This is a genomic window from Pelagerythrobacter marinus (assembly GCF_009827515.1).
Taxonomy (GTDB): Bacteria; Pseudomonadota; Alphaproteobacteria; order Sphingomonadales; family Sphingomonadaceae; genus Pelagerythrobacter; species Pelagerythrobacter marinus.
Genome location: NZ_WTYO01000003.1, coordinates 335,313 through 352,403, shown reverse-complemented (window position 1 = coordinate 352,403; position 17,091 = coordinate 335,313). Strand labels below are relative to the sequence as shown.

The following is a 17,091-nucleotide window of genomic DNA, read 5'->3' as shown; positions in this document are numbered from 1 at the left end:
TCACGCCATGGCTGGCCCTCTTGTCCTCCGGGCCGGGTTCAGAAAGTCGTGACCTCGACTTCCAGCTTGCGGAACCCGTGGACGAAGTTGGCCCGTACGCGCTCCACGTCGCCGGCGACATGGACCCGCATGCGCCGCGCGTGCATTTCCTCGAGCAGCACGCGCAACTGCAACTCGGCCAGCCGGGCGCCGACGCAGCGGTGGATGCCGTAGCCGAACGAGAGGTGGCGGCGGGCGTTCTCGCGCGTGATGTCGAGCTTGTCCGGGTTTTCGAACACCTCCGCGTCGCGGTTGGCCGATAGGTACCACAGCACGAGCTTGTCGCCCGCCTTGACCTGCTGGCCGAACAGCTCGGTATCCTCGGTGCAGGTCCGGCGCATGTGCGCCAGCGGGGTCTGGTAACGGATGCATTCCTGCACCGCGTTGGGGATCAGATCGGGGTTCTCCTCGAACAGCTTGCGCTGGTCGGGGAACTTGTCGAACCCGTGGATGATCCCGCTCATCGTGTTGCGCGTGGTATCGTTGCCGCCGACGATCAGCAGGACCAGGTTGCCCATGAATTCCTGCGGGCTCATCTGGTTCATCGCCGGCGAATGAATCATCATCGAGATCAGGTCCGGCCCCGGCTCGCGGTTCGCCCGCTCGGCCCAGAGCTGCTGGAAATAGGCCGCCATCTCGCGCAGGATGCCCTGCCGCATCTCGTCGAGGTCGCGGACCATGGCGATCTCGGTATCGCCGGCCCAGTCGGACCAGAAGGTCAGCAGGCGGCGATCCTCCCACGGGAAATCGAACAGGATCGCCAGCATCCCCGTCGTCAGCTCGATCGAGACCTTGTCGACCCAGTCGAAGACCTCGCCGCGCGGCAGCGAATCGAGCAGTTCGCCGGTGCGGTGCCGGATGTCGTCTTCCAGCCGCTTCATCTCCGCCGGGGTGAAGGCCGGCGCGACGGTGCGCCTCTGCCCGGTGTGCTTGGGCCGGTCCATCGCGATGAACATCGGCAGCTCGAACCGCTCGCGGCCCTGCGCGGCAAGCTCGTCCTCGTCCAGCCGGTTGAGGATCGTGATCCCGCCGTGTTCCCAGCTGGAGGAGAACAGCTCGGGCAGGGCCTCGACGTGGCCGATCGCCTTGTGGCCGACGACGTTCCAGTAAGGCCCGACCGGGCTTTCATCGACCCAGTGGAGCGGCCCCTTGGCGCGCATCTCGGCGAAGATCGGCTGCCACCGGTCCTCGTAATAGATGTCGCTCCGGCTGACGTCATAAGGGTGGGTGTGGACCCACTTTTCCTCCGGGTGACGGGACAGGTGCTCCTTCAGCGCGTCGACCGCGCTGGGCGACGAACGATAGGTGCCGGGCTGCTCGGCAATCTGGGTGGCCATGGCTTCTCTCTCCTCGCCCGCACCGTTTCTGATTTGTTGGACCGGGTGCGTGGCACGACCATCCTGCCCCCGCTTACCCGCATGTCAATAGTGCGTTTCTTTTTGCGACTTATATCCGGCGCCGACCCGGCGGCGTGACGTCATCGTCGCCCCCTGGAGAGGCCGCCCGGCGCGACTTAACGGTAACTTTACCACGTCGCGCCAGAACGGGCAGGGCAGACCGCATCCGGGGGCTACGAAACGGCAATGGACACACTTCGCGGAAACTTCGATTCGCCCGACTACGGCGAAGACGATCGCGACTTCGACACCGGCGAGGACGAGGGCGGGCGCGAACCCCCGCCTGCGGGAATCGGCACCGACGAACGCCGGATGCAGGTGCGCGCCTACAACCACTGGGCCGGCCTGCTCGACGAACGGACATACCCCTCGATCGAGGATCTCGATCCGGAGAACCTGCCCGACTTCGGCCCCTACTCGGTCCTGCTCGATTTCTCCTGCGGGGTGGAAAACCCCGCGGTCCCCTACCTCGGCGCGGAACTTGCGCGCGAATGCGGGGCGCAGGACGCGATCAGGTCGCTGGCCGACGTGCCGCCGCGCTCGCTGCTCAGCCGCATCACCGACCATTACCTGCAGATCCTCGCCAACCAGGCCCCGATCGGGTTCGAGGCCGAGTTCGTGAACCAGCGCGGGGCGACGATCCTCTACCGCGGCATCCTGCTGCCGTTCTCGAGCGACGACGACACGATCGACTTCATCTACGGCGTCATCAACTGGAAGGAACTGGCCGACCAGCTGACCACCGACGAGCTGATGCTCGAGATCGACCAGGCCCTCGACGGCGACGAGGCGGCGGAAGGCCGCCCGCGCGAACCCGATCCCGTGACCGACTGGGCCGACGGCCCGGCAGGCGCCGCGGCCGAGGATGGCTGGAACGATGGCCGGGACGATGCCGATCCGGCGGGCGCGGCGGAACCGGCCGCCCCCGCCCCGATCCCCGAGGGTCCCTGGCGCATGGCCGAGATGATCGCGCGCCAGTCCACCCCGCGCAAGGCCTATGCGATCCCGCTCGACCCGCTCGATCCGGCCGGCGCGGCCGAGGCCGTCCCCACCGGCGATCCCGACCCGGCATCAGTGGCCGGGCAAGCGCACCATGCCGCGCCCGAAGCCGAAGGCCTCGCCGGGCTGCTCTCGGCCGCGCGCGAATGCGCCGAAGCGGCAGGCAACAGCGAGGATCGCACCCGCGGCGCGCTCTACGCGGCGGTTTCGCGCGCTTACGACTTCAGCGTCGCGGCCGGGCAAGCGCCGCAGGAATTCGCGCGCCTGGTCGAGGAAGCCGGGCTGAAGGTGCAGCAGCGCGCCCCGATGACCCCGGTGGTGAAGCTCGTCTTCGGCGCCGATTACGACAAGACGCGCCTGACCGAATATGCCGCCGTTCTCGCCCATGCCCATCGCCGCCAGCTCGCCCCGGGCGCGCTCGCGGGCTTCCTGGCCGAGGCCGATGGCGGGCTGAAGGGCGTGGTCAGGGAAGAGCGCAGGCTGCGCCGCGAGGAAAGCGGGCGCACCGCGCGCGAACGCAAGCCGCGCGCGGCCTTGCAGCGCAAGCTGCGCGCGATCGAGCCGCAGGGGCTGGAGGCGATCGCCCCCGAGGGCGACGAATTCGGCCTGGTCGTGATTCGCCGCCTCGACACCGGCGACGTGGCCGTGCTGGGCGAAGTCTCCGGCGACGAGGCGCTGGTCGACCGCGCGGCGCGGCGACTGGTCGCCTGACGCCGCTTACCCGCCTCGCCGAGACGGCGGGACGGGCCGATCTTCATTGGCGGTTCAGGCCGCAAGCGGCTAGCAAGGCGGCGATGCGCCTCCTTGCCCGAATCCTCGCGCTCGTCGCGGCCTTGTCGCTTGCGGCCCAGCCGGCGGCGGCCCAGTCGATCCTGCGCGATGCCGAGACCGAGGCCCTGCTCGACGACATGGCCGCCCCCCTGGTCGAGGCGTCCGGGCTGCAGCCCGGCAATGTCGAGATCGTCCTCATCAACGACAGCTCGATCAATGCCTTCGTCGCCGGCGGGCAGGCGGTCTATATCCACACCGGCCTGATCGACGCGGCCGACACGGCGAACGAGGTCCAGGGCGTGATCGCGCACGAACTGGGCCATATCACCGGCGGACACATCATCCGCCATGCCGAGGGTGCCGGGGCGGCGACCAATATCTCGCTGCTCTCCCTCCTGCTCGGCGTCGGTGCCGCGCTGGCCGGCGCGGGCGAGGCGGCGATGGGCGTGATGATGGCCGGCCAGCAGGCCGCGCTGGGCAAGTATCTCGCCTTCAGCCGGGTCCAGGAATCCTCTGCCGATGCCGCCGGCGCCGAATACCTTTCGAAGGCGGGCATATCGGGCCGCGGCTCGCTGGCATTCTTCGCCAAGTTGCAGAACCAGGAATTCCGCTACGGCTACAGCCAGAGCGACGACGCGGCCTTTGCCCGCACCCACCCCCTCTCGGGCGACCGGATCGCCCACTTGCGCGAGGTTTACCAGGCCGATCCGGCATGGGACGCGCCCGATGATCCCGCGCTCCAGCGGCGGTTCGAACGGGTCAAGGCCAAGCTGTTCGGATACCAGCAGAAACCGCAGCGCACGCTGCAGGTCTATCCCGAGACGATGAGCGGCATTCCCGCGCGCTATGCCCGCGCCTATGCCTGGCACAAGGACGCGCAGATGGACCGCGCGCTGGCGGAAACCGACGCCTTGCTCGCGGCCGCGCCGGACGATCCCTATTTCCTCGAGCTCAAGGGCCAGATCCTGCTCGAATCGGGGCAGCCGGAGGCCGCGCTCGGCCCGCTGCGCCGTGCGAGCGAGCTTACCCGGCACCAGCCGCTGATCGCCTCGATGTTCGGGCACGCCCTGATCGCGACCGAAAACCGGGACCATTTCGAGGAAGCCGAGCAGGTCCTGCGCGCGGCGGTGGCGCGCGACCGGCTGAACCCCTTCGCCTGGTACCAGCTGGGCGTGGTCTATGCCGCGCGCGGCGACATGCCCCGCGCCCGCTTGGCCAGCGCCGAACAGCAGGTGATGAGCCGCCAGTACGCGATGGCGATCCGCAGCGCGCAGGCGGCCGAGGCCGGCCTGCCCGAGGGATCGGCGGACTGGATACGCGCGCAGGATATCGCGCTCCAGGCGCGCGCCGCGCTTGAACGCGAGCAGGACCGGCGATAGCGCCCGGCCGATGACAAGACGCGATCACATCCTCGTCGCGATCGTCGCGCTCGTATTCGGCTTTGCCGGTGCCGCGCTGTGGTCGTTCAGCGGCCTCGGCGACGCGCGCACGCGCGCCTACCTGCTCGACAACCCGGAAATCCTGCCCGAAATGGCCGAGCGGTACCAGGCGCGCGAGGCGCAGGGCCGCCTTGCCGACCTCGCGGGCGAAGTGACCGCGCCGTTCCCCGGCGCCGTGCTCGGCAACCCCGAAGGCACGGTGACGCTGGTCGAATTCACCGACTACGGCTGCACCTACTGCCGCATGAGCCAGCCCGATGTCGCCCGGCTGGTGGAGGCCCATCCCGACTTGCGCGTCGTGGTCCGCGAATGGCCGATCTTCCAGGGGAGCGAGGCGGCCGCGCGCATGGCCCTGGCCGCCGCCGACCAGGGCAAGTTCGCCGCCTTCCACGAGGCCATGTTCGAACATGGCCCGCCCGACGCGGCCAGCATCGAGCGGGCCGCCCGCGCGGCCGGGCTCGACCTCGAGGCCGCCCGCGCCTTCGCCGCGTCGGACGAGGTTTCTTTCGAACTGGCCAAGAACGCGGGTTTCGCCGAGCGGCTGGGCTTCTCGGGCACGCCGAGCTGGGTGATCGGCGACCGCGTGCTCGAAGGGGCCGTCGGGTACGAGGGGCTGGCGCAAGCCCTGGTCGAAGCCCGCGGATCGTGATGTCGCGCGCGGCCGCCCTCGCGCTGCTGCCCGCCCTTCTCGCGCCCTTGCCCGGCCCGGCCGCCGCAATGCCGGCAAGCGCCCGCGCGCCGGGCGAAGGCGCTGCTACGGCGCCCGACAGCCGCGCGGGCGCGCTGGCCGCGGACCTCGCCGCCCTGCGCGCAGCCGATCATCGCCTGCTCGCGATCGGCTGGCGGCTGGTCACCGGGAACGCCCCCTATTGCGAGCAGACGTGGCCTTCGATCGGCCTCCTCCTGCAGGACACGGCGGCCTTTGCCGAGCCGGCGGCGGTGAGCGCCGCGCTGGGGATCGAGGGGCCCGTCGCCGTCCAGGCCGTCGCGCCCGGCTCCCCCGCGGCCGCGGCGGGCCTTGCGCCGGGCGACGAGATCGTCGCCATCGGCGACTTGCCCGTCGCGGCGATCGAGGCCGCGCCCGCCCGCGACTGGCGGCGGCTGGCCCGCCTTCACGAAGCGATCGAACGGGCGCTGGTGCGCGACGGCAGCGTGGCGCTGACCCTGCGCGACGGCACCGTGCTCGACCTCGCCGGCGTGCCCGCCTGCCGCAGCCGGTTCGAGGTGATCGCGGGCAAGCGCGCGGTGGCCGATGGCCGGCGGGTCATCGTGGGCCGCGATTTTCCCGCCTTCGGTTACGACGAGGAAGAACTGGCCGCGGTCGTCGCGCACGAGCTGGCGCACAACCTGCTCGCCCACCGGGTCTGGCTGGATTCGCGCGGGCGCAAGCGGCGCGACGTGCGCCTGAGCGAGCGCGAGGCCGACCGGCTGATCCCCTGGCTGCTCGCCAACGCGGGATACGATCCGCGGGCCGGGGTCCGGTTCATGCAGCGCTGGGGCCCACGGCACGGCGGCGGGCTCTTTCGCAAGCGCACCCATGACGGGTGGGACGAAAGGGTCGAGGCGATCGAGGCCGAGGCCGCCCTGCTGGATCGCCTCGCCGCGGCCCCGGGGGCGGCCGACTGGTCGCGCCACTTCCGCCGCGACACGACCAGCGGCGGCGGCGGTATCTACGCCGCAGCTTCGGCCGATTCGTCGAGCCGGTAGAGGCTCGCCAGCGGCCGGGCCATCACGCGGCGCACCATCGGTTCGAAGAACGACAGCGGCTCGCTCTCGTAATCGGGATCGAACGCCGCCTGGTCGTACTTCTCGCAGAATTCGGCGCAGGCATCGAAATGTTCGTGCCCGCGAAAGGCCTCGCGAGCATCGCGGTCCATGCCGAGGAAGTGGAAGAAGTAATACCCCTGGAAATGGCCGTGGTGCTGGCAGATCCAGTGCACTTCCTCGCGCACGAAGGGCGCGATGATCGATGCCGCCACGTCGGGGTGGTTGTAGCTGCCCAGCGTGTCCCCGATGTCGTGGAGCAGGGCCATGACCACGTATTGCTCGTCGCGCCCGTCGCGGTGGGCGCGGGTCGCCGTCTGCAGCGAATGCTCCAGCCGGCACACGGGGAAACCGCCGAAATCCCCTTCCAGCAGGCGCAAGTGGTCGAGCACGCGATCGGGCAGGCCGCGGGCGAAGGCCCGGTATTCGCCCCCGATAATGGCCCAGTCTTCGGCCGTGCCCTGCTTCATTTCGCGAAATTGCGCGCGCTCGGCGCTGGCGGTGCTGTCCATCGTCTTCTCTCCCACGCGGGCAGCCTAGCCGCCCCGGGCGCGGGCGGTCAAAACAATCTGACGAAGCCACGCCAAATCGGCTAAAGACCCTGGCCATGGCCATGCTGCCCTTCAGACCGACGCCCTTTTTCGAGGACAAGAGCCGCGCGTTCTGGAACCTCCAGTTCGCCGGGTGGGGCGGCGCGCTGCTGCTGCGCGCCGTTTCGGGGGCGATCAACGCGCTCGATTTCTCGTTCTTCGTGATCGTGGTGATCGAAACGATCACCGGCTTTTCGATCAGCCTCGTCCTGTCCGTGCTCTACCGCGAACTGATCAGCCGCCGCCCGCTTCTGACCTGGAGCCTTTCGACCCTGGCGCTGGCGGTTGCCGTGCTGGCCTTCGCGGCGATCGGCGTCTGGGCCAAGAGCCTGACCCTGCCCGAGAGCGAGGCCGGCTTCACCGCTCTGCTGATCGCCTACCTGATCTATCCGCTGACGCTGCTCGGCACCTGGTCGGCGCTCTACTACGCGATCAACTTCTTCCTCCAGATCGAGGAACAGGCCGACCGGCTGGAGCGGCTGGAAGCCCAGGCCACCGGCGCGCAGCTGGCCATGCTGCGATACCAGCTCAACCCGCATTTCCTGTTCAACACGCTCAATTCGATCAGCACGCTCGTCCTGCTCAAGCAGACCGAGCCAGCCAATGCCATGCTGACGCGGCTGTCCTCCTTCCTGCGGCACACGCTGATCAGCCAGCCCGGCGGGAAAGTGACGCTCGCGCAGGAGGTCGAGACGCTCAAGCTCTACCTCGGGATCGAGCGGATGCGGTTCGAGGAACGGCTGCGGACCGAGTTCGACATCGAACCGGCCGCCGCCCAGGCCTGCCTGCCCTCGATGCTGCTTCAGCCGCTGGTTGAAAACGCGATCAAGTACGCGGTCTCGCCGCAGGAGGAAGGGGCGCGGATCAGCCTTTCGGCTCGGCTCGTCGGAAACCGTCTGCGCATCGCCGTTTCCGACACCGGGCCGGGCTTGCAACAGGGCCAGATGCGCCCCAGCCTGCCGCTGGCACTCACCGGCGACGGGCAGGCGGTTTCGACCGGGGTTGGCCTCGCCAATATCAGGAACCGGCTTGCACAGGCCTATGGCGACGATCACCTGTTCGAAATCCGCACGCCGCCCGAAGGCGGCTTCACCGTGATCATCGAAATCCCGCACGAACCCGCCGAGGCGGCGGAACCGGCCGCCCCCCGCCCGCGTATCTCCGAACAATCGATATCCCCCCCTGCCGCGCCCGCGACGGCGCGGCCAATCGGAACCGAAACATGACCATTCGCACCATTATCGTCGACGACGAAAAGCTCGCCATCCAGGGCCTGCAGGTCCGCCTCGAAGCCTTCGACGACGTCGAGGTGATCGATACCTGCGCCAACGGGCGCGAGGCCATCCGCAAGATCAAGACCGAAAAGCCCGACCTGGTCTTCCTCGACATCCAGATGCCCGGGTTCGACGGCTTCTCGGTGGTCAAGGGAGTGATGGAGATCGAACCGCCGCTGTTCGTCTTCGTCACCGCCTTCCAGGAACACGCGATCCGCGCGTTCGAGGCGAACGCGGTCAATTACCTGATGAAGCCGGTCGATCCCGACAAGCTGGCCGACACGATCGAGCGCGTCCGCCTGCGCCTGGCGGAAAAGCGTTCGGCGGAAGAGGCGGAGAAGCTGCTCAACGTCCTGTCCGAAGTCGCGCCCGATGCGGCGGAGGAATTCGTCGACAGCGAAAGCGAGGCGAGCGACCGGTTCGAGAAGCTGATCAACGTCAAGGACCGGGGCCAGATCTTCCGCGTCGAGGTAAGCTCGATCGAGCATATCGAGGCCGCCGGCGACTACATGTGCATCTACACCGGCGACAACTCGCTGATCCTGCGCGAAACGATGAAGGATCTGGAACGGCGGCTCGATCCGCGCAAATTCCAGCGCGTCCACCGCTCGACCATCGTCAACCTCGACCAGGTCCGCCAGGTGCGCCCGCATACCAACGGCGAATGCTTCCTCGTGCTCGACAGCGGCGCCGAGGTGAAGGTCAGCCGCAGCTATCGCGACGTGGTGGCGCGCTTCGTCCACTGATCGATTGCAGGAGCCTCCGGGCGCGCGCGGCGGCTTGAGGCGGGGGTGAAAATCGGCCAGACCGGCGCGATGGCGCAGTTCACCCTCCCCGGTTTCGACCTCGACCGCTTCGTTCGCGACACGCTGGCGGAGGATCTCGGCGAAGGGCTGGACGGCGGCGGGCGCGACGTCACCAGCGAGAGCGTGATCCCCGCCGATGCCCGCTTCGCCGGGGTGATGGACACGCGCGACGCGATCGTCGTCGCCGGCCTGCCGGTGGCCGCGGCCTTCTTCCGCGCGCTCGACCCGCGGATCGAGATCGAGATCCTGGCGGAAGAGGGCGAAAGCGTGCCCGCCGGGCACGATGTCATGCGGCTTTCGGGCAATGCACGGGCCATGCTGACGGCGGAGCGCAGCGCGCTCAACACCGTGCAGCACCTTTCGGGCATCGCCACGATGACCCGCGCCTATGTCGATGCCATGGCCAACCCGGGCTGCACCCTGCTCGACACGCGCAAGACCCTGCCCGGGCTGCGGATGCTGGAAAAATACGCGACCCGGCAAGGCGGCGCGGCCAACCACCGGCTGGGCCTGTGGGACGCGGCGATGATCAAGGACAACCACGTCCTGGTTGCCGGCAGCGTGGGCGAAGCCGTGCGCCGCGCGGTCGCAGCCGGGGTGCGCGACATCATCTGCGAAGTGGACCGGCTGGACCAGATCGAGCCGGCGCTGGCCGCGGGGGCCACGCGCCTCCTGCTCGACAACATGGACCCGCCGACCCTGCGCGAGGCCGTGGCGATCGTGGACGGGCGCGTCCCGACCGAGGCGAGCGGCGGCATCGACCTGTCGACCATCGCGGCCAAGGCGGCCACGGGGGTCGATTACGTCTCGGTCGGCCGCCTGACGCAGAGCGCCCCCGCGGCCGATATCGGGCTGGATTTCACTCCGCTGTGACCGCGGCCCGGCCGCGGTCAGCGGCGATCGCGGAAGAAGCCGCGCAGCAGCGCCGCCGCTTCGCCTTCGCCGATCCCGCCGTAGACTTCGGGCCGGTGGAGGCATTGCGGGTGGTCGAAAACCCGCGCGCCGTGTTCCACCGCGCCCCCCTTGGCATCCGCCGCCGCGTAGTAAAGGCGCGCGATTCGCGCATGGACGATCGCGCCCGCGCACATCGCGCACGGTTCCAGCGTGACGTAGAGGTCGCAATCGGCGAGGCGTTCCGCCCCCAGGGCGGCGGCGGCGGCGCGAATCGCGGCGATCTCGGCATGGGCGGTCGGATCGTGCGTCGCGCGCGGGGCATTGCGCCCCTCGGCGATCACCTGCCCGCCGCGCACGACCACCGCGCCGATCGGCACTTCGCCGTCGGCCGCCGCGGCGCGGGCCAGCGCCAGCGCGCGCTCCATCGGTTCAGGAATTGGCCAGCGCGTCATCGCCCGACCGCGCTACCCGCTCGCGCGGCAGGCCGCAACGCGCTTGACGATTCGGGCCTGCCCCGCTAAGCGCGCCGCTTTCCGGGACGGGCATGCCCCGAACCCTGCAGCCAAGAACGAGAGATTTCCCATGTCGCGCATTTGCGAACTGACCGGCAAGGGCCGCCAGGTCGGCCACAACGTGAGCCACGCCAACAACAAGACCAAGCGTGTCTTCCTGCCGAACCTGCAGCACGTCACGCTGATGAGCGAGAAGCTGGATCGCAGCTTCAAGTTCCGCGTGTCCACCCAGGGCCTGCGTTCGGTCGAACACAACGGCGGCCTCGACAACTGGCTGCTGAAGACCCGCGACGAGAAACTCAGCGCGCGCGTGCTGAAGGTGAAGCGCGAGCTGAAGAAGGCGCAGGACGCCGCCTGATCGGCCGGCCCCCGGCCGCCGCGCCGGGCCCTGCGACAAGGCACGCGAAAAGGGCACGCGAAAAGGGCGTGCGGAGCGATCCGCGCGCCCTTTTGCTTGCGCACCCTTCGCTGGCACGTCCGCAAGGCGTCGGCACGTCGCCCCGGACGCTTCGGATCAGCCCAGGTCGCCGGGATCGAGCGAGAGCCGATAGAGCAGCGTGCGCTGCAGAACGCCGCGATTGTCGTCGCTGATCAACCAGATCGTCACCGAACCGTCGGCCCGGGGCACGACCGCCATGCCTTCGAAATTGTCGGCAGGCAGCGGCCCGCCGATCGTGGCCAGCACCTCTCCGCGCCAGGTTGCACCCGCGCGAATCGCCTCCGGGTCGGCGACCGCGATCGCCGTTTCGAACGCGAAGGGCAGGCCGATCGTCACCCTTCGATGGAGCACCAGGACCCGGCCGTCGGGCAGGGCGGCAGCATCGGACGGGCGAAATCCCTCGGGCGAGGCATAGCGGAACGCGATCGGCTCCCCCCCGTCCACCGGGTCCGCCGGAAAGAGCACGGCCGCACCGGTGGAGCCGGCGGTCGGTGCGCCTTCCTCGATCGCCAGGAACCGCCCGTCGGGCAAGCGGGCGAGCGATTCGGGCCCGCCATTGCCCGACCAGCCGCGCATCGCCGCCGGCGTCACGGTTTCCCCGTCCTCCAGCCCGGGATCGAAACGGACGATCGAATTGCTGCCCTCGTAAGCGACCCACAGGTCCCGGCCGCCGGGTGCGCTCGTCACCGCTTCGGCATCGACGGCATATTTGCGCACGTCGGCCCGGCCGCCGATCGCGCCGAATACCGGGGCGCGGCCTTCGCCCCCCGGCGGATCGAAGCGCAGGAAGCGGCCGTGGTCGCTGACCGCCAGCAGCCGCCCGTCGGGCAGGGAGACGAGGCCCGAGTAGCCGCCGAAATGGCTGTTCGGGCTGGTCAGCGCCCAGGCCCCGTCGATCGTGAAAGGACCGATCCGGTCGCGCTCGACCTCGAGCCGCTCGACCGCCAGGATCGGCCGATAGTCCGGCTCCGGCAGGGGCGAGCGCAGCCAGGTCCCCGGGGCGGCGAGCAGCGCGATGAAAAGCGCCGCGATTCGGCGAACGGTCACGGGTCGCAGGGCCATCGCGCGAAGGGAGGCGGCCTCAGGGCATGGGGCCGAGGAACAGCAGCGGGTCGAGCCGCGCGTCGCGCCACTTGATGCTCCAGTGCAGGTGCGGGCCGGTTGCCCGCCCCGTGGCCCCGATATTGCCGAGCACCTGGCCGCGGCGCACGACCTGCCCTTCCTCCACCGCGATTCGCGAGAGGTGCAGGAAGGCGCTGTTCAGCCCCTGCCCGTGATCGATGATCAGCAGGTTGCCTTCGAGGCTGAAAGGGCGCTCGCTGGCGAGCACGACGACCCCGTCGGCGGGGGCGACGAACGGCGTGCCGCTTTCGCCCGTCGCGATGTCGAGGCCGGAATGATAGCTGCCCGGCTCTCCGCGATAGATCCGCTGCGAGCCGAACCGGCCCGAGATCCGCCCGGTCGCGGGCCAGACGAAATCCTGCCGCCAGCCGTCGACCGGCGATTCGACCGCGCGCGCCGCGACGATCCGCGCCAGCTCGGGGCGGCGGATCTTCATGAACGCCTCGCTCGCGCCGCCGCGACGGCGGGCGACGTTGACATGTTCGATGTTCCACTCGCGCGGGGCGATCGCGATCGGGCTTTCGATCGTGCGCCCGTCGGCCAGCCGCGCGCTCAGCGTGGCGCGGGTTCCGGCATCGCGATCGAACGCGGCAAAAAACCGGCCTTCTTCGTCGAGCACCAGCGGCTGGTCGTCGAGCCGCGCGGACACCGTGCCCGCCGGTGCCTGGCCGCGGATCCATCCGCCCTGCGTGGTTTCGCCCTCGAACACGAAAGTGGTCGGGCCGGCGGGCGGCTCGGGCGTGGGTTCGGGTTCGGGCGCCGCGGCGTCCGGCGTTTCGGCCGGGACCGGCGACGGGACGGGCTGGACAACTTCGTCGGGCACGCCGGGCGAAGGGATGCAGCTGGCCAGCGCGAGCAGCGCGCCCGCGGCGCCCGCCAGGCGGAGCGCGAAACGCCGCCCGCTCATCCGCCCTGCGTCATCCGGCGGGTGGCGACTTCGGCGCTGGCATAGGCTTCCTGCCGCTCGACGCTCCAGTACCGCAGCTCCTCCAGCGGGATCGCCTCGCCGGTAACCGCGCAGAAGACGTGCTGGCCCGCGCGCAGGACGCGGAAGCCGTTGGGGCCGTAGGCGAGCTTCGCTTCGCCGCCATTGCCGGAATTCATCAACATGACCATCGCCCTAGCAAGTCATTCGCGGCCGAACAAATCCTCTTGCCGCGGCGCGGCGGCATTCGTGGGCTTTGGCGCACGCTTCGCCGGCCGGGCGGGGCCCGCCCTGCCCCCGGCCGAACCGGCCGGCGCGACGTGGAGCGCGCCGTCGGCGAATTCGAGCTCCAGCGAAGGCTCCCCCGCCGCCGCGGCGCGCGAGCGGACCAGATTGCCGCGCGCGTCCTTCACCAGCACGAAACCACGCGCGAGCGGCGCCTTGGGGTCGAGCGAGAGGTGGAGACGTTCGAGCGCGCCGAACCGCTCCCGCTCGCGCTGGAGCCGCAGGGTCGGCAGCATCGGGGTCAGGCGCTGCGCGTCGAGCCGCTGGCGCGCATCGCGCAGGGCGCGGCGCAGCACGGCAGGCGACAGGCGCAGTTCGGACAGGCGCTCGCGCCCGCGCCCGGCCCGGTCGGCGAGCCCGCGCCGCAGCCGCTCCGCCAGCTCGTCGAGCTTCTGGGCCTGGGGCTGGAGCAGCGCGTCGGCGCGCGGCAGGCGCTGGGCCCGCGCCTCCAGCCGTTCGCGGCCGATCGCCACCGGGCGCAGGATCGCGCGCCGCTTGCGAAGGGCATAGTCGGCCATCGTGGCCGCCAGCTCCGCCCGCACGGGCACGGCCATTTCCGCGGCCGCGGTCGGCGTGGGGGCGCGCCGGTCGGCCGCGTGATCGGCCAGCGTCGTATCGGTCTCGTGGCCGACCGCGCTGATCACCGGCACCGGGCTGTCGGCAATGGCGCGGACCACTGCCTCCTCGTTGAAACTCCACAAGTCCTCGATCGACCCGCCGCCGCGCGCAACGATCAGGAGATCCGGCCGCGCCACGGCGCCATCAGGCGGAAGCGCGCCGAAACCGCGGATCGCCGCGGCGACCTGTTCGGCCGCGCCCTGCCCCTGGACCAGGACGGGCCAGACGACAACGTGACTGGGAAACCGGTCTGCCAGGCGGTGCAGGATGTCGCGGATCACCGCGCCGGTCGGGCTCGTCACGACCCCGATCGTGCGCGGCAGGAACGGCAGGGGCCTTTTGCGCTCGGGCGCGAACAGCCCTTCGGCCGCCAGCCGGGCCCGCGTCTTCTCGAGCAGCGCGAGCAGGGCCCCCTCGCCCGCGATTTCCAGCCGATCGATCACGATCTGGTATTTCGAGCGCCCCGGATATGTCGTCAGCTTTCCCGAGGCGACGACTTCCAGCCCGTCTTCGGGCGCGAAGCTCAGCCGCTGGGCCGTGCTGCGCCACATGACCCCGTCGATCACCGCGCCTTCGTCCTTCAGGCACAAGTAGACGTGGCCGGACGCCGCGCGCTTGACGCCCGACAGCTCGCCGCGCAGCCGCACGAAGCCGAAGCGCTCCTCCACCGTCCGCTTGAGCAGGCCGGAAACTTCGGTGATCGTCAGCGGCTCGGCGTTGTCCCCCCGCTGCGAGCGCGCTACGAGCCCGCCACTGCCACCATCTTCGAAATCTGGAGCGGCCATGAACATCCTTCTGCTGGGCTCGGGCGGGCGCGAACATGCGCTGGCATGGAAGCTCGCGCAATCCCGCCTTCTCTCGCGCGAGGAGGATAGGTTCTACGCCGCGCCGGGCAACCCCGGCATTGCCGAACACGCGACCTGCGTCGATCTCGACGCGCGCGACCACGCGGCCGTCCTCGCCTTCTGCGAGGAACGGCGCATCGGCCTGGTCGTGATCGGCCCGGAAGCGCCGCTGGTGGACGGGCTTGCCGATTCGCTGCGCGGCGGCGGCGTGGCGGTCTTCGGCCCGTCGAAGGCGGCGGCCCGGCTCGAGGGGAGCAAGGCCTTCACCAAGGAGCTGTGCGAACGGGCCGGCATCCCCACGGCCGGCTATGTCCGCGCCGGCTCGCTGGAGGCGGCGACCGCCGCGCTCGACCGGTTCACGGCGCCTTTCGTGCTCAAGGCCGATGGCCTCGCCGCGGGCAAGGGCGTGGTGATCGCGCAGACCCGCGAGGAGGCCGAGACCGCGCTCGCCGACATGTTCGGCGGCCAGTTCGGCGCGGCCGGCGCCGAAGTGGTGATCGAGGAATTCCTCGAAGGCGAGGAAGCCAGCTTCTTCGCGCTGACCGACGGGGCGACGATCCTGCCCTGCGGCACCGCGCAGGATCACAAGCGCGTGGGCGACGGCGATACCGGGCCCAACACCGGCGGCATGGGCGCCTACAGCCCGGCCAAGGTCCTGACGCCCACGCTCCACGGCGAAGTGCTCAAGCGGATCATCGCGCCGACCGTGCGCGCAATGGCGGACGAGGGAATGCCCTATTCGGGCGTGCTCTACGCCGGGCTGATGCTGACCGAGGAAGGCCCCAAGCTGATCGAGTACAACGCCCGTTTCGGGGACCCGGAATGCCAGGTGCTGATGATGCGGATGGAAAGCGACCTCGGTGAACTGATGCTCGCCTGTGCCGAGAACCGGCTCGGCACCTGCGACCCGGTCCGGCGGTCGCCCCGCTCCGCGCTGACCGTGGTCATGGCGGCCAGGGGCTATCCCGGCGCGCCCGAGAAAGGCGGCGCGATCGACCTGGGGAAGATCGATGGCGACAAGGCCAAGGTGTTCCACGCCGGCACCCGCCGCGACGGCGGGACGCTGCGCGCGAACGGCGGCCGCGTGCTCAACGTGACCGCGATGGGCGATACGGTGGGCGAGGCGCAGGCGGCGGCCTATGCCGCGATCGACGCGATCGATTTCCCCGACGGGTTCTGCCGCCGCGACATCGGCTGGCGCGAGGTGGAGCGCGAGGGCAAGGCCGGCTGAAGCCGGCCGCGCGCGGCGGCCCTGCCGCTCAGCCCAGCTTGTCGTCCATCAGGCGGGAGAGGTCGGCCTCGGTCCGCGCGCCATAGTGCGAGATGATCTCGCACGCGGCGATCGCACCGCGGCGCAGGCAGGTCTCCAGCGATTCCTCGCGCACGTAGCCATAGAGGAACCCGGCCGCGAAGAGATCGCCCGCGCCGGTCGTGTCGACCACCTTGTCGATCGGCTCCGCCGGCACTTCGGCTCGCTGCCCGTCGTGCACGGCGACGGCACCCTCCGCGCTGCGGGTGACGACCAGCGTGGGCACCTTGTCCTGCAGCGCGGCAATGCCGGCGTCGAGCGTGTCCTTGCCGGTCAGGGCGGCGAGCTCCAGGTGGTTGGCGAACAGGATGTCGATCAGCCCGTCGTCGATCAGGGCGCGGAAATCGTCGCCGTGGCGATCGATCACGAACACCTCCGACAAGGTGAAGGCCACCTTGCGCCCGGCGGCCCGGGCGGCCTCGATCGCCCGGCGCATCGCGGCGCGCGGTTCTTCCGGGTCCCACAGGTACCCTTCGAGGTAGAGGATCTTCGCAGCCCCGACCGCCTCCGCATCGAGCGTCGACGGCGGGAGGAACTGGCTCGCGCCGAGGAACGTGTTCATCGTGCGCTGCGCGTCGGGCGTGACGAAGATCAGGCAACGCGCCGTGGGCGGATCGTCCTGCCTCGGCGGCGTGTCGAAATCGATCCCGACGGCGCGGATATCGTGGGCGAAGACAGCGCCGAGCTGGTCGTCGGCCACCTGGCCGATGAAGGCGCACTGCGCGCCGAGCGCCGAGAGGCCGGCCAGCGTATTGGCCGCGGAGCCGCCGGAAATCTCGCGCGCGGGGCCCATCGCGGCATAAAGCTCTTCCGCCCGCGCGGCATCGACCAGCGTCATGCCGCCCTTGGCCAGCCCCAGTTCCTCCAGCAGTTCCTCGCTGCAAGGGGCCATGACATCGACGATCGCATTGCCGATGGCGATCACGTCGTAACGGGGTTCGGTGGTCTGCTGGGTCACGGCCGGTCCTGAAAAGCCTCGGGGAAGGAATGCCTTCGCGCCTAGCGGCTGCCGGCACTCGCGCCAAGGGCGCGCATTGCCGCTTTGCGATTGACTTGTGCCTGC

Annotated in this window: 17 protein-coding genes; 9 read left to right on the top strand and 8 right to left on the bottom strand. The window is 70.2% G+C overall.

The window, feature by feature from the left end:
• Window positions 1-38 precede the first annotated feature (38 nt).
• Entirely contained in the window at window positions 39-1,376 is a 1,338-nt protein-coding gene (locus GRI72_RS08805) for a cytochrome P450 (RefSeq protein ID WP_160733527.1), read from the bottom strand.
• A 246-nt stretch (window positions 1,377-1,622) separates the two neighbouring features.
• Here GRI72_RS08805 and GRI72_RS08800 point away from each other — a divergent pair, with 246 nt between their 5' ends.
• The 4 genes from GRI72_RS08800 to GRI72_RS08785 all read left to right on the top strand — a co-directional run bounded on the left by GRI72_RS08800 (window position 1,623) and on the right by GRI72_RS08785 (window position 6,352).
• Window positions 1,623-3,146: a PAS domain-containing protein gene (locus GRI72_RS08800; RefSeq protein WP_160733526.1), complete on the top strand. Its 1,524-nt coding sequence runs from the start codon at window positions 1,623-1,625 to the stop codon at window positions 3,144-3,146.
• 83 nt (window positions 3,147-3,229) lie between these two features.
• On the top strand, window positions 3,230-4,585 hold the full coding sequence (locus GRI72_RS08795; protein WP_160733525.1) for a M48 family metalloprotease: 1,356 nt from the start codon (window positions 3,230-3,232) through the stop codon (window positions 4,583-4,585).
• A gap of 10 nt (window positions 4,586-4,595) precedes the next feature.
• Window positions 4,596-5,294, top strand: a complete 699-nt coding sequence (locus tag GRI72_RS08790) for a DsbA family protein (RefSeq protein WP_160733524.1) — start codon at window positions 4,596-4,598, stop codon at window positions 5,292-5,294.
• Entirely contained in the window at window positions 5,294-6,352 is a 1,059-nt protein-coding gene (locus GRI72_RS08785) for a PDZ domain-containing protein (RefSeq protein WP_160733523.1), read from the top strand. The genes GRI72_RS08790 and GRI72_RS08785 overlap by 1 nt, the downstream gene beginning before the upstream one ends.
• Here the strand turns inward: GRI72_RS08785 and GRI72_RS08780 are convergent.
• The gene (locus tag GRI72_RS08780; RefSeq protein ID WP_160733676.1) at window positions 6,316-6,921 is read right to left on the bottom strand and encodes an HD domain-containing protein; all 606 of its coding nucleotides are present in this window, start codon (window positions 6,919-6,921) and stop codon (window positions 6,316-6,318) included. The two genes, GRI72_RS08785 and GRI72_RS08780, sit on opposite strands and share 37 nt — an antisense overlap.
• A gap of 95 nt (window positions 6,922-7,016) precedes the next feature.
• On the opposite strand from GRI72_RS08780, the gene GRI72_RS08775 reads away from it, so the two are divergent.
• The 3 genes from GRI72_RS08775 (at window position 7,017) to nadC (ending at window position 9,952) form a co-directional block, all read left to right on the top strand.
• Window positions 7,017-8,225, top strand: a complete 1,209-nt coding sequence (locus tag GRI72_RS08775) for a sensor histidine kinase (protein ID WP_160733522.1) — start codon at window positions 7,017-7,019, stop codon at window positions 8,223-8,225.
• On the top strand, window positions 8,222-9,019 hold the full coding sequence (locus GRI72_RS08770; protein ID WP_160733521.1) for a LytR/AlgR family response regulator transcription factor: 798 nt from the start codon (window positions 8,222-8,224) through the stop codon (window positions 9,017-9,019). The genes GRI72_RS08775 and GRI72_RS08770 overlap by 4 nt, the downstream gene beginning before the upstream one ends.
• A 69-nt stretch (window positions 9,020-9,088) precedes the next feature.
• Window positions 9,089-9,952, top strand: coding sequence for a carboxylating nicotinate-nucleotide diphosphorylase (gene nadC / locus GRI72_RS08765; protein ID WP_160733675.1), 864 nt, complete (start codon window positions 9,089-9,091; stop codon window positions 9,950-9,952).
• 17 nt (window positions 9,953-9,969) lie between these two features.
• On the opposite strand, the gene tadA is transcribed toward nadC, so the two are convergent.
• On the bottom strand, window positions 9,970-10,425 hold the full coding sequence (gene tadA / locus GRI72_RS08760; protein ID WP_160733520.1) for a tRNA adenosine(34) deaminase TadA: 456 nt from the start codon (window positions 10,423-10,425) through the stop codon (window positions 9,970-9,972).
• Window positions 10,426-10,555: 130 nt separating this feature from the next.
• Here tadA and rpmB point away from each other — a divergent pair, with 130 nt between their 5' ends.
• Entirely contained in the window at window positions 10,556-10,843 is a 288-nt protein-coding gene (gene rpmB, locus GRI72_RS08755) for a 50S ribosomal protein L28 (RefSeq protein WP_160733519.1), read from the top strand.
• 156 nt (window positions 10,844-10,999) lie between these two features.
• Here the strand turns inward: rpmB and GRI72_RS08750 are convergent, their stop codons facing one another.
• Genes GRI72_RS08750 through xseA form a run of 4 tightly spaced genes read right to left on the bottom strand, consistent with a single transcriptional unit; the run spans window position 11,000 to window position 14,659 of the window.
• The gene (locus tag GRI72_RS08750; RefSeq protein WP_160733518.1) at window positions 11,000-11,971 is read right to left on the bottom strand and encodes an esterase-like activity of phytase family protein; all 972 of its coding nucleotides are present in this window, start codon (window positions 11,969-11,971) and stop codon (window positions 11,000-11,002) included.
• A 34-nt stretch (window positions 11,972-12,005) separates the two neighbouring features.
• Window positions 12,006-12,953, bottom strand: a complete 948-nt coding sequence (locus GRI72_RS08745) for a M23 family metallopeptidase (protein WP_160733517.1) — start codon at window positions 12,951-12,953, stop codon at window positions 12,006-12,008.
• Window positions 12,950-13,156: a DUF2093 domain-containing protein gene (locus GRI72_RS08740; RefSeq protein WP_160733516.1), complete on the bottom strand. Its 207-nt coding sequence runs from the start codon at window positions 13,154-13,156 to the stop codon at window positions 12,950-12,952. Before GRI72_RS08740 ends, GRI72_RS08745 begins: the two co-directional genes overlap by 4 nt.
• Before the next feature lie 18 nt (window positions 13,157-13,174).
• Window positions 13,175-14,659, bottom strand: a complete 1,485-nt coding sequence (gene xseA, locus GRI72_RS08735; RefSeq protein ID WP_160733515.1) for an exodeoxyribonuclease VII large subunit — start codon at window positions 14,657-14,659, stop codon at window positions 13,175-13,177.
• Between xseA and purD the strand changes: the two genes are divergently transcribed.
• Entirely contained in the window at window positions 14,658-15,950 is a 1,293-nt protein-coding gene (gene purD / locus GRI72_RS08730) for a phosphoribosylamine--glycine ligase (RefSeq protein ID WP_160733514.1), read from the top strand. The genes xseA and purD overlap by 2 nt on opposite strands.
• Window positions 15,951-15,978: 28 nt before the next feature.
• On the opposite strand, the gene GRI72_RS08725 is transcribed toward purD, so the two are convergent.
• Complete coding sequence (locus tag GRI72_RS08725) at window positions 15,979-16,986, bottom strand: adenosine kinase (RefSeq protein ID WP_419880239.1); 1,008 nt, start codon at window positions 16,984-16,986, stop codon at window positions 15,979-15,981.
• Window positions 16,987-17,091: the final 105 nt, after the last annotated feature.

Excerpts from the sequence above, each read along its gene's own strand:
- GRI72_RS08785 (WP_160733523.1), top strand. The coding sequence starts at position 5,294 with ATGTCGCGCGCGGCCGCCCTCGCGCTGCTGCCCGCCCTTCTCGCGCCC.
- xseA (WP_160733515.1), bottom strand. The coding sequence starts at position 14,659 with ATGGCCGCTCCAGATTTCGAAGATGGTGGCAGTGGCGGGCTCGTAGCG.
- rpmB (WP_160733519.1), top strand. The coding sequence starts at position 10,556 with ATGTCGCGCATTTGCGAACTGACCGGCAAGGGCCGCCAGGTCGGCCAC.
- GRI72_RS08745 (WP_160733517.1), bottom strand. The coding sequence starts at position 12,953 with ATGAGCGGGCGGCGTTTCGCGCTCCGCCTGGCGGGCGCCGCGGGCGCG.
- GRI72_RS08775 (WP_160733522.1), top strand. The coding sequence starts at position 7,017 with ATGGCCATGCTGCCCTTCAGACCGACGCCCTTTTTCGAGGACAAGAGC.
- tadA (WP_160733520.1), bottom strand. The coding sequence starts at position 10,425 with ATGACGCGCTGGCCAATTCCTGAACCGATGGAGCGCGCGCTGGCGCTG.
- purD (WP_160733514.1), top strand. The coding sequence starts at position 14,658 with ATGAACATCCTTCTGCTGGGCTCGGGCGGGCGCGAACATGCGCTGGCA.
- nadC (WP_160733675.1), top strand. The coding sequence starts at position 9,089 with ATGGCGCAGTTCACCCTCCCCGGTTTCGACCTCGACCGCTTCGTTCGC.
- GRI72_RS08740 (WP_160733516.1), bottom strand. The coding sequence starts at position 13,156 with ATGTTGATGAATTCCGGCAATGGCGGCGAAGCGAAGCTCGCCTACGGC.
- GRI72_RS08790 (WP_160733524.1), top strand. The coding sequence starts at position 4,596 with ATGACAAGACGCGATCACATCCTCGTCGCGATCGTCGCGCTCGTATTC.
- GRI72_RS08770 (WP_160733521.1), top strand. The coding sequence starts at position 8,222 with ATGACCATTCGCACCATTATCGTCGACGACGAAAAGCTCGCCATCCAG.
- GRI72_RS08795 (WP_160733525.1), top strand. The coding sequence starts at position 3,230 with ATGCGCCTCCTTGCCCGAATCCTCGCGCTCGTCGCGGCCTTGTCGCTT.
- GRI72_RS08780 (WP_160733676.1), bottom strand. The coding sequence starts at position 6,921 with ATGGACAGCACCGCCAGCGCCGAGCGCGCGCAATTTCGCGAAATGAAG.
- GRI72_RS08805 (WP_160733527.1), bottom strand. The coding sequence starts at position 1,376 with ATGGCCACCCAGATTGCCGAGCAGCCCGGCACCTATCGTTCGTCGCCC.
- GRI72_RS08800 (WP_160733526.1), top strand. The coding sequence starts at position 1,623 with ATGGACACACTTCGCGGAAACTTCGATTCGCCCGACTACGGCGAAGAC.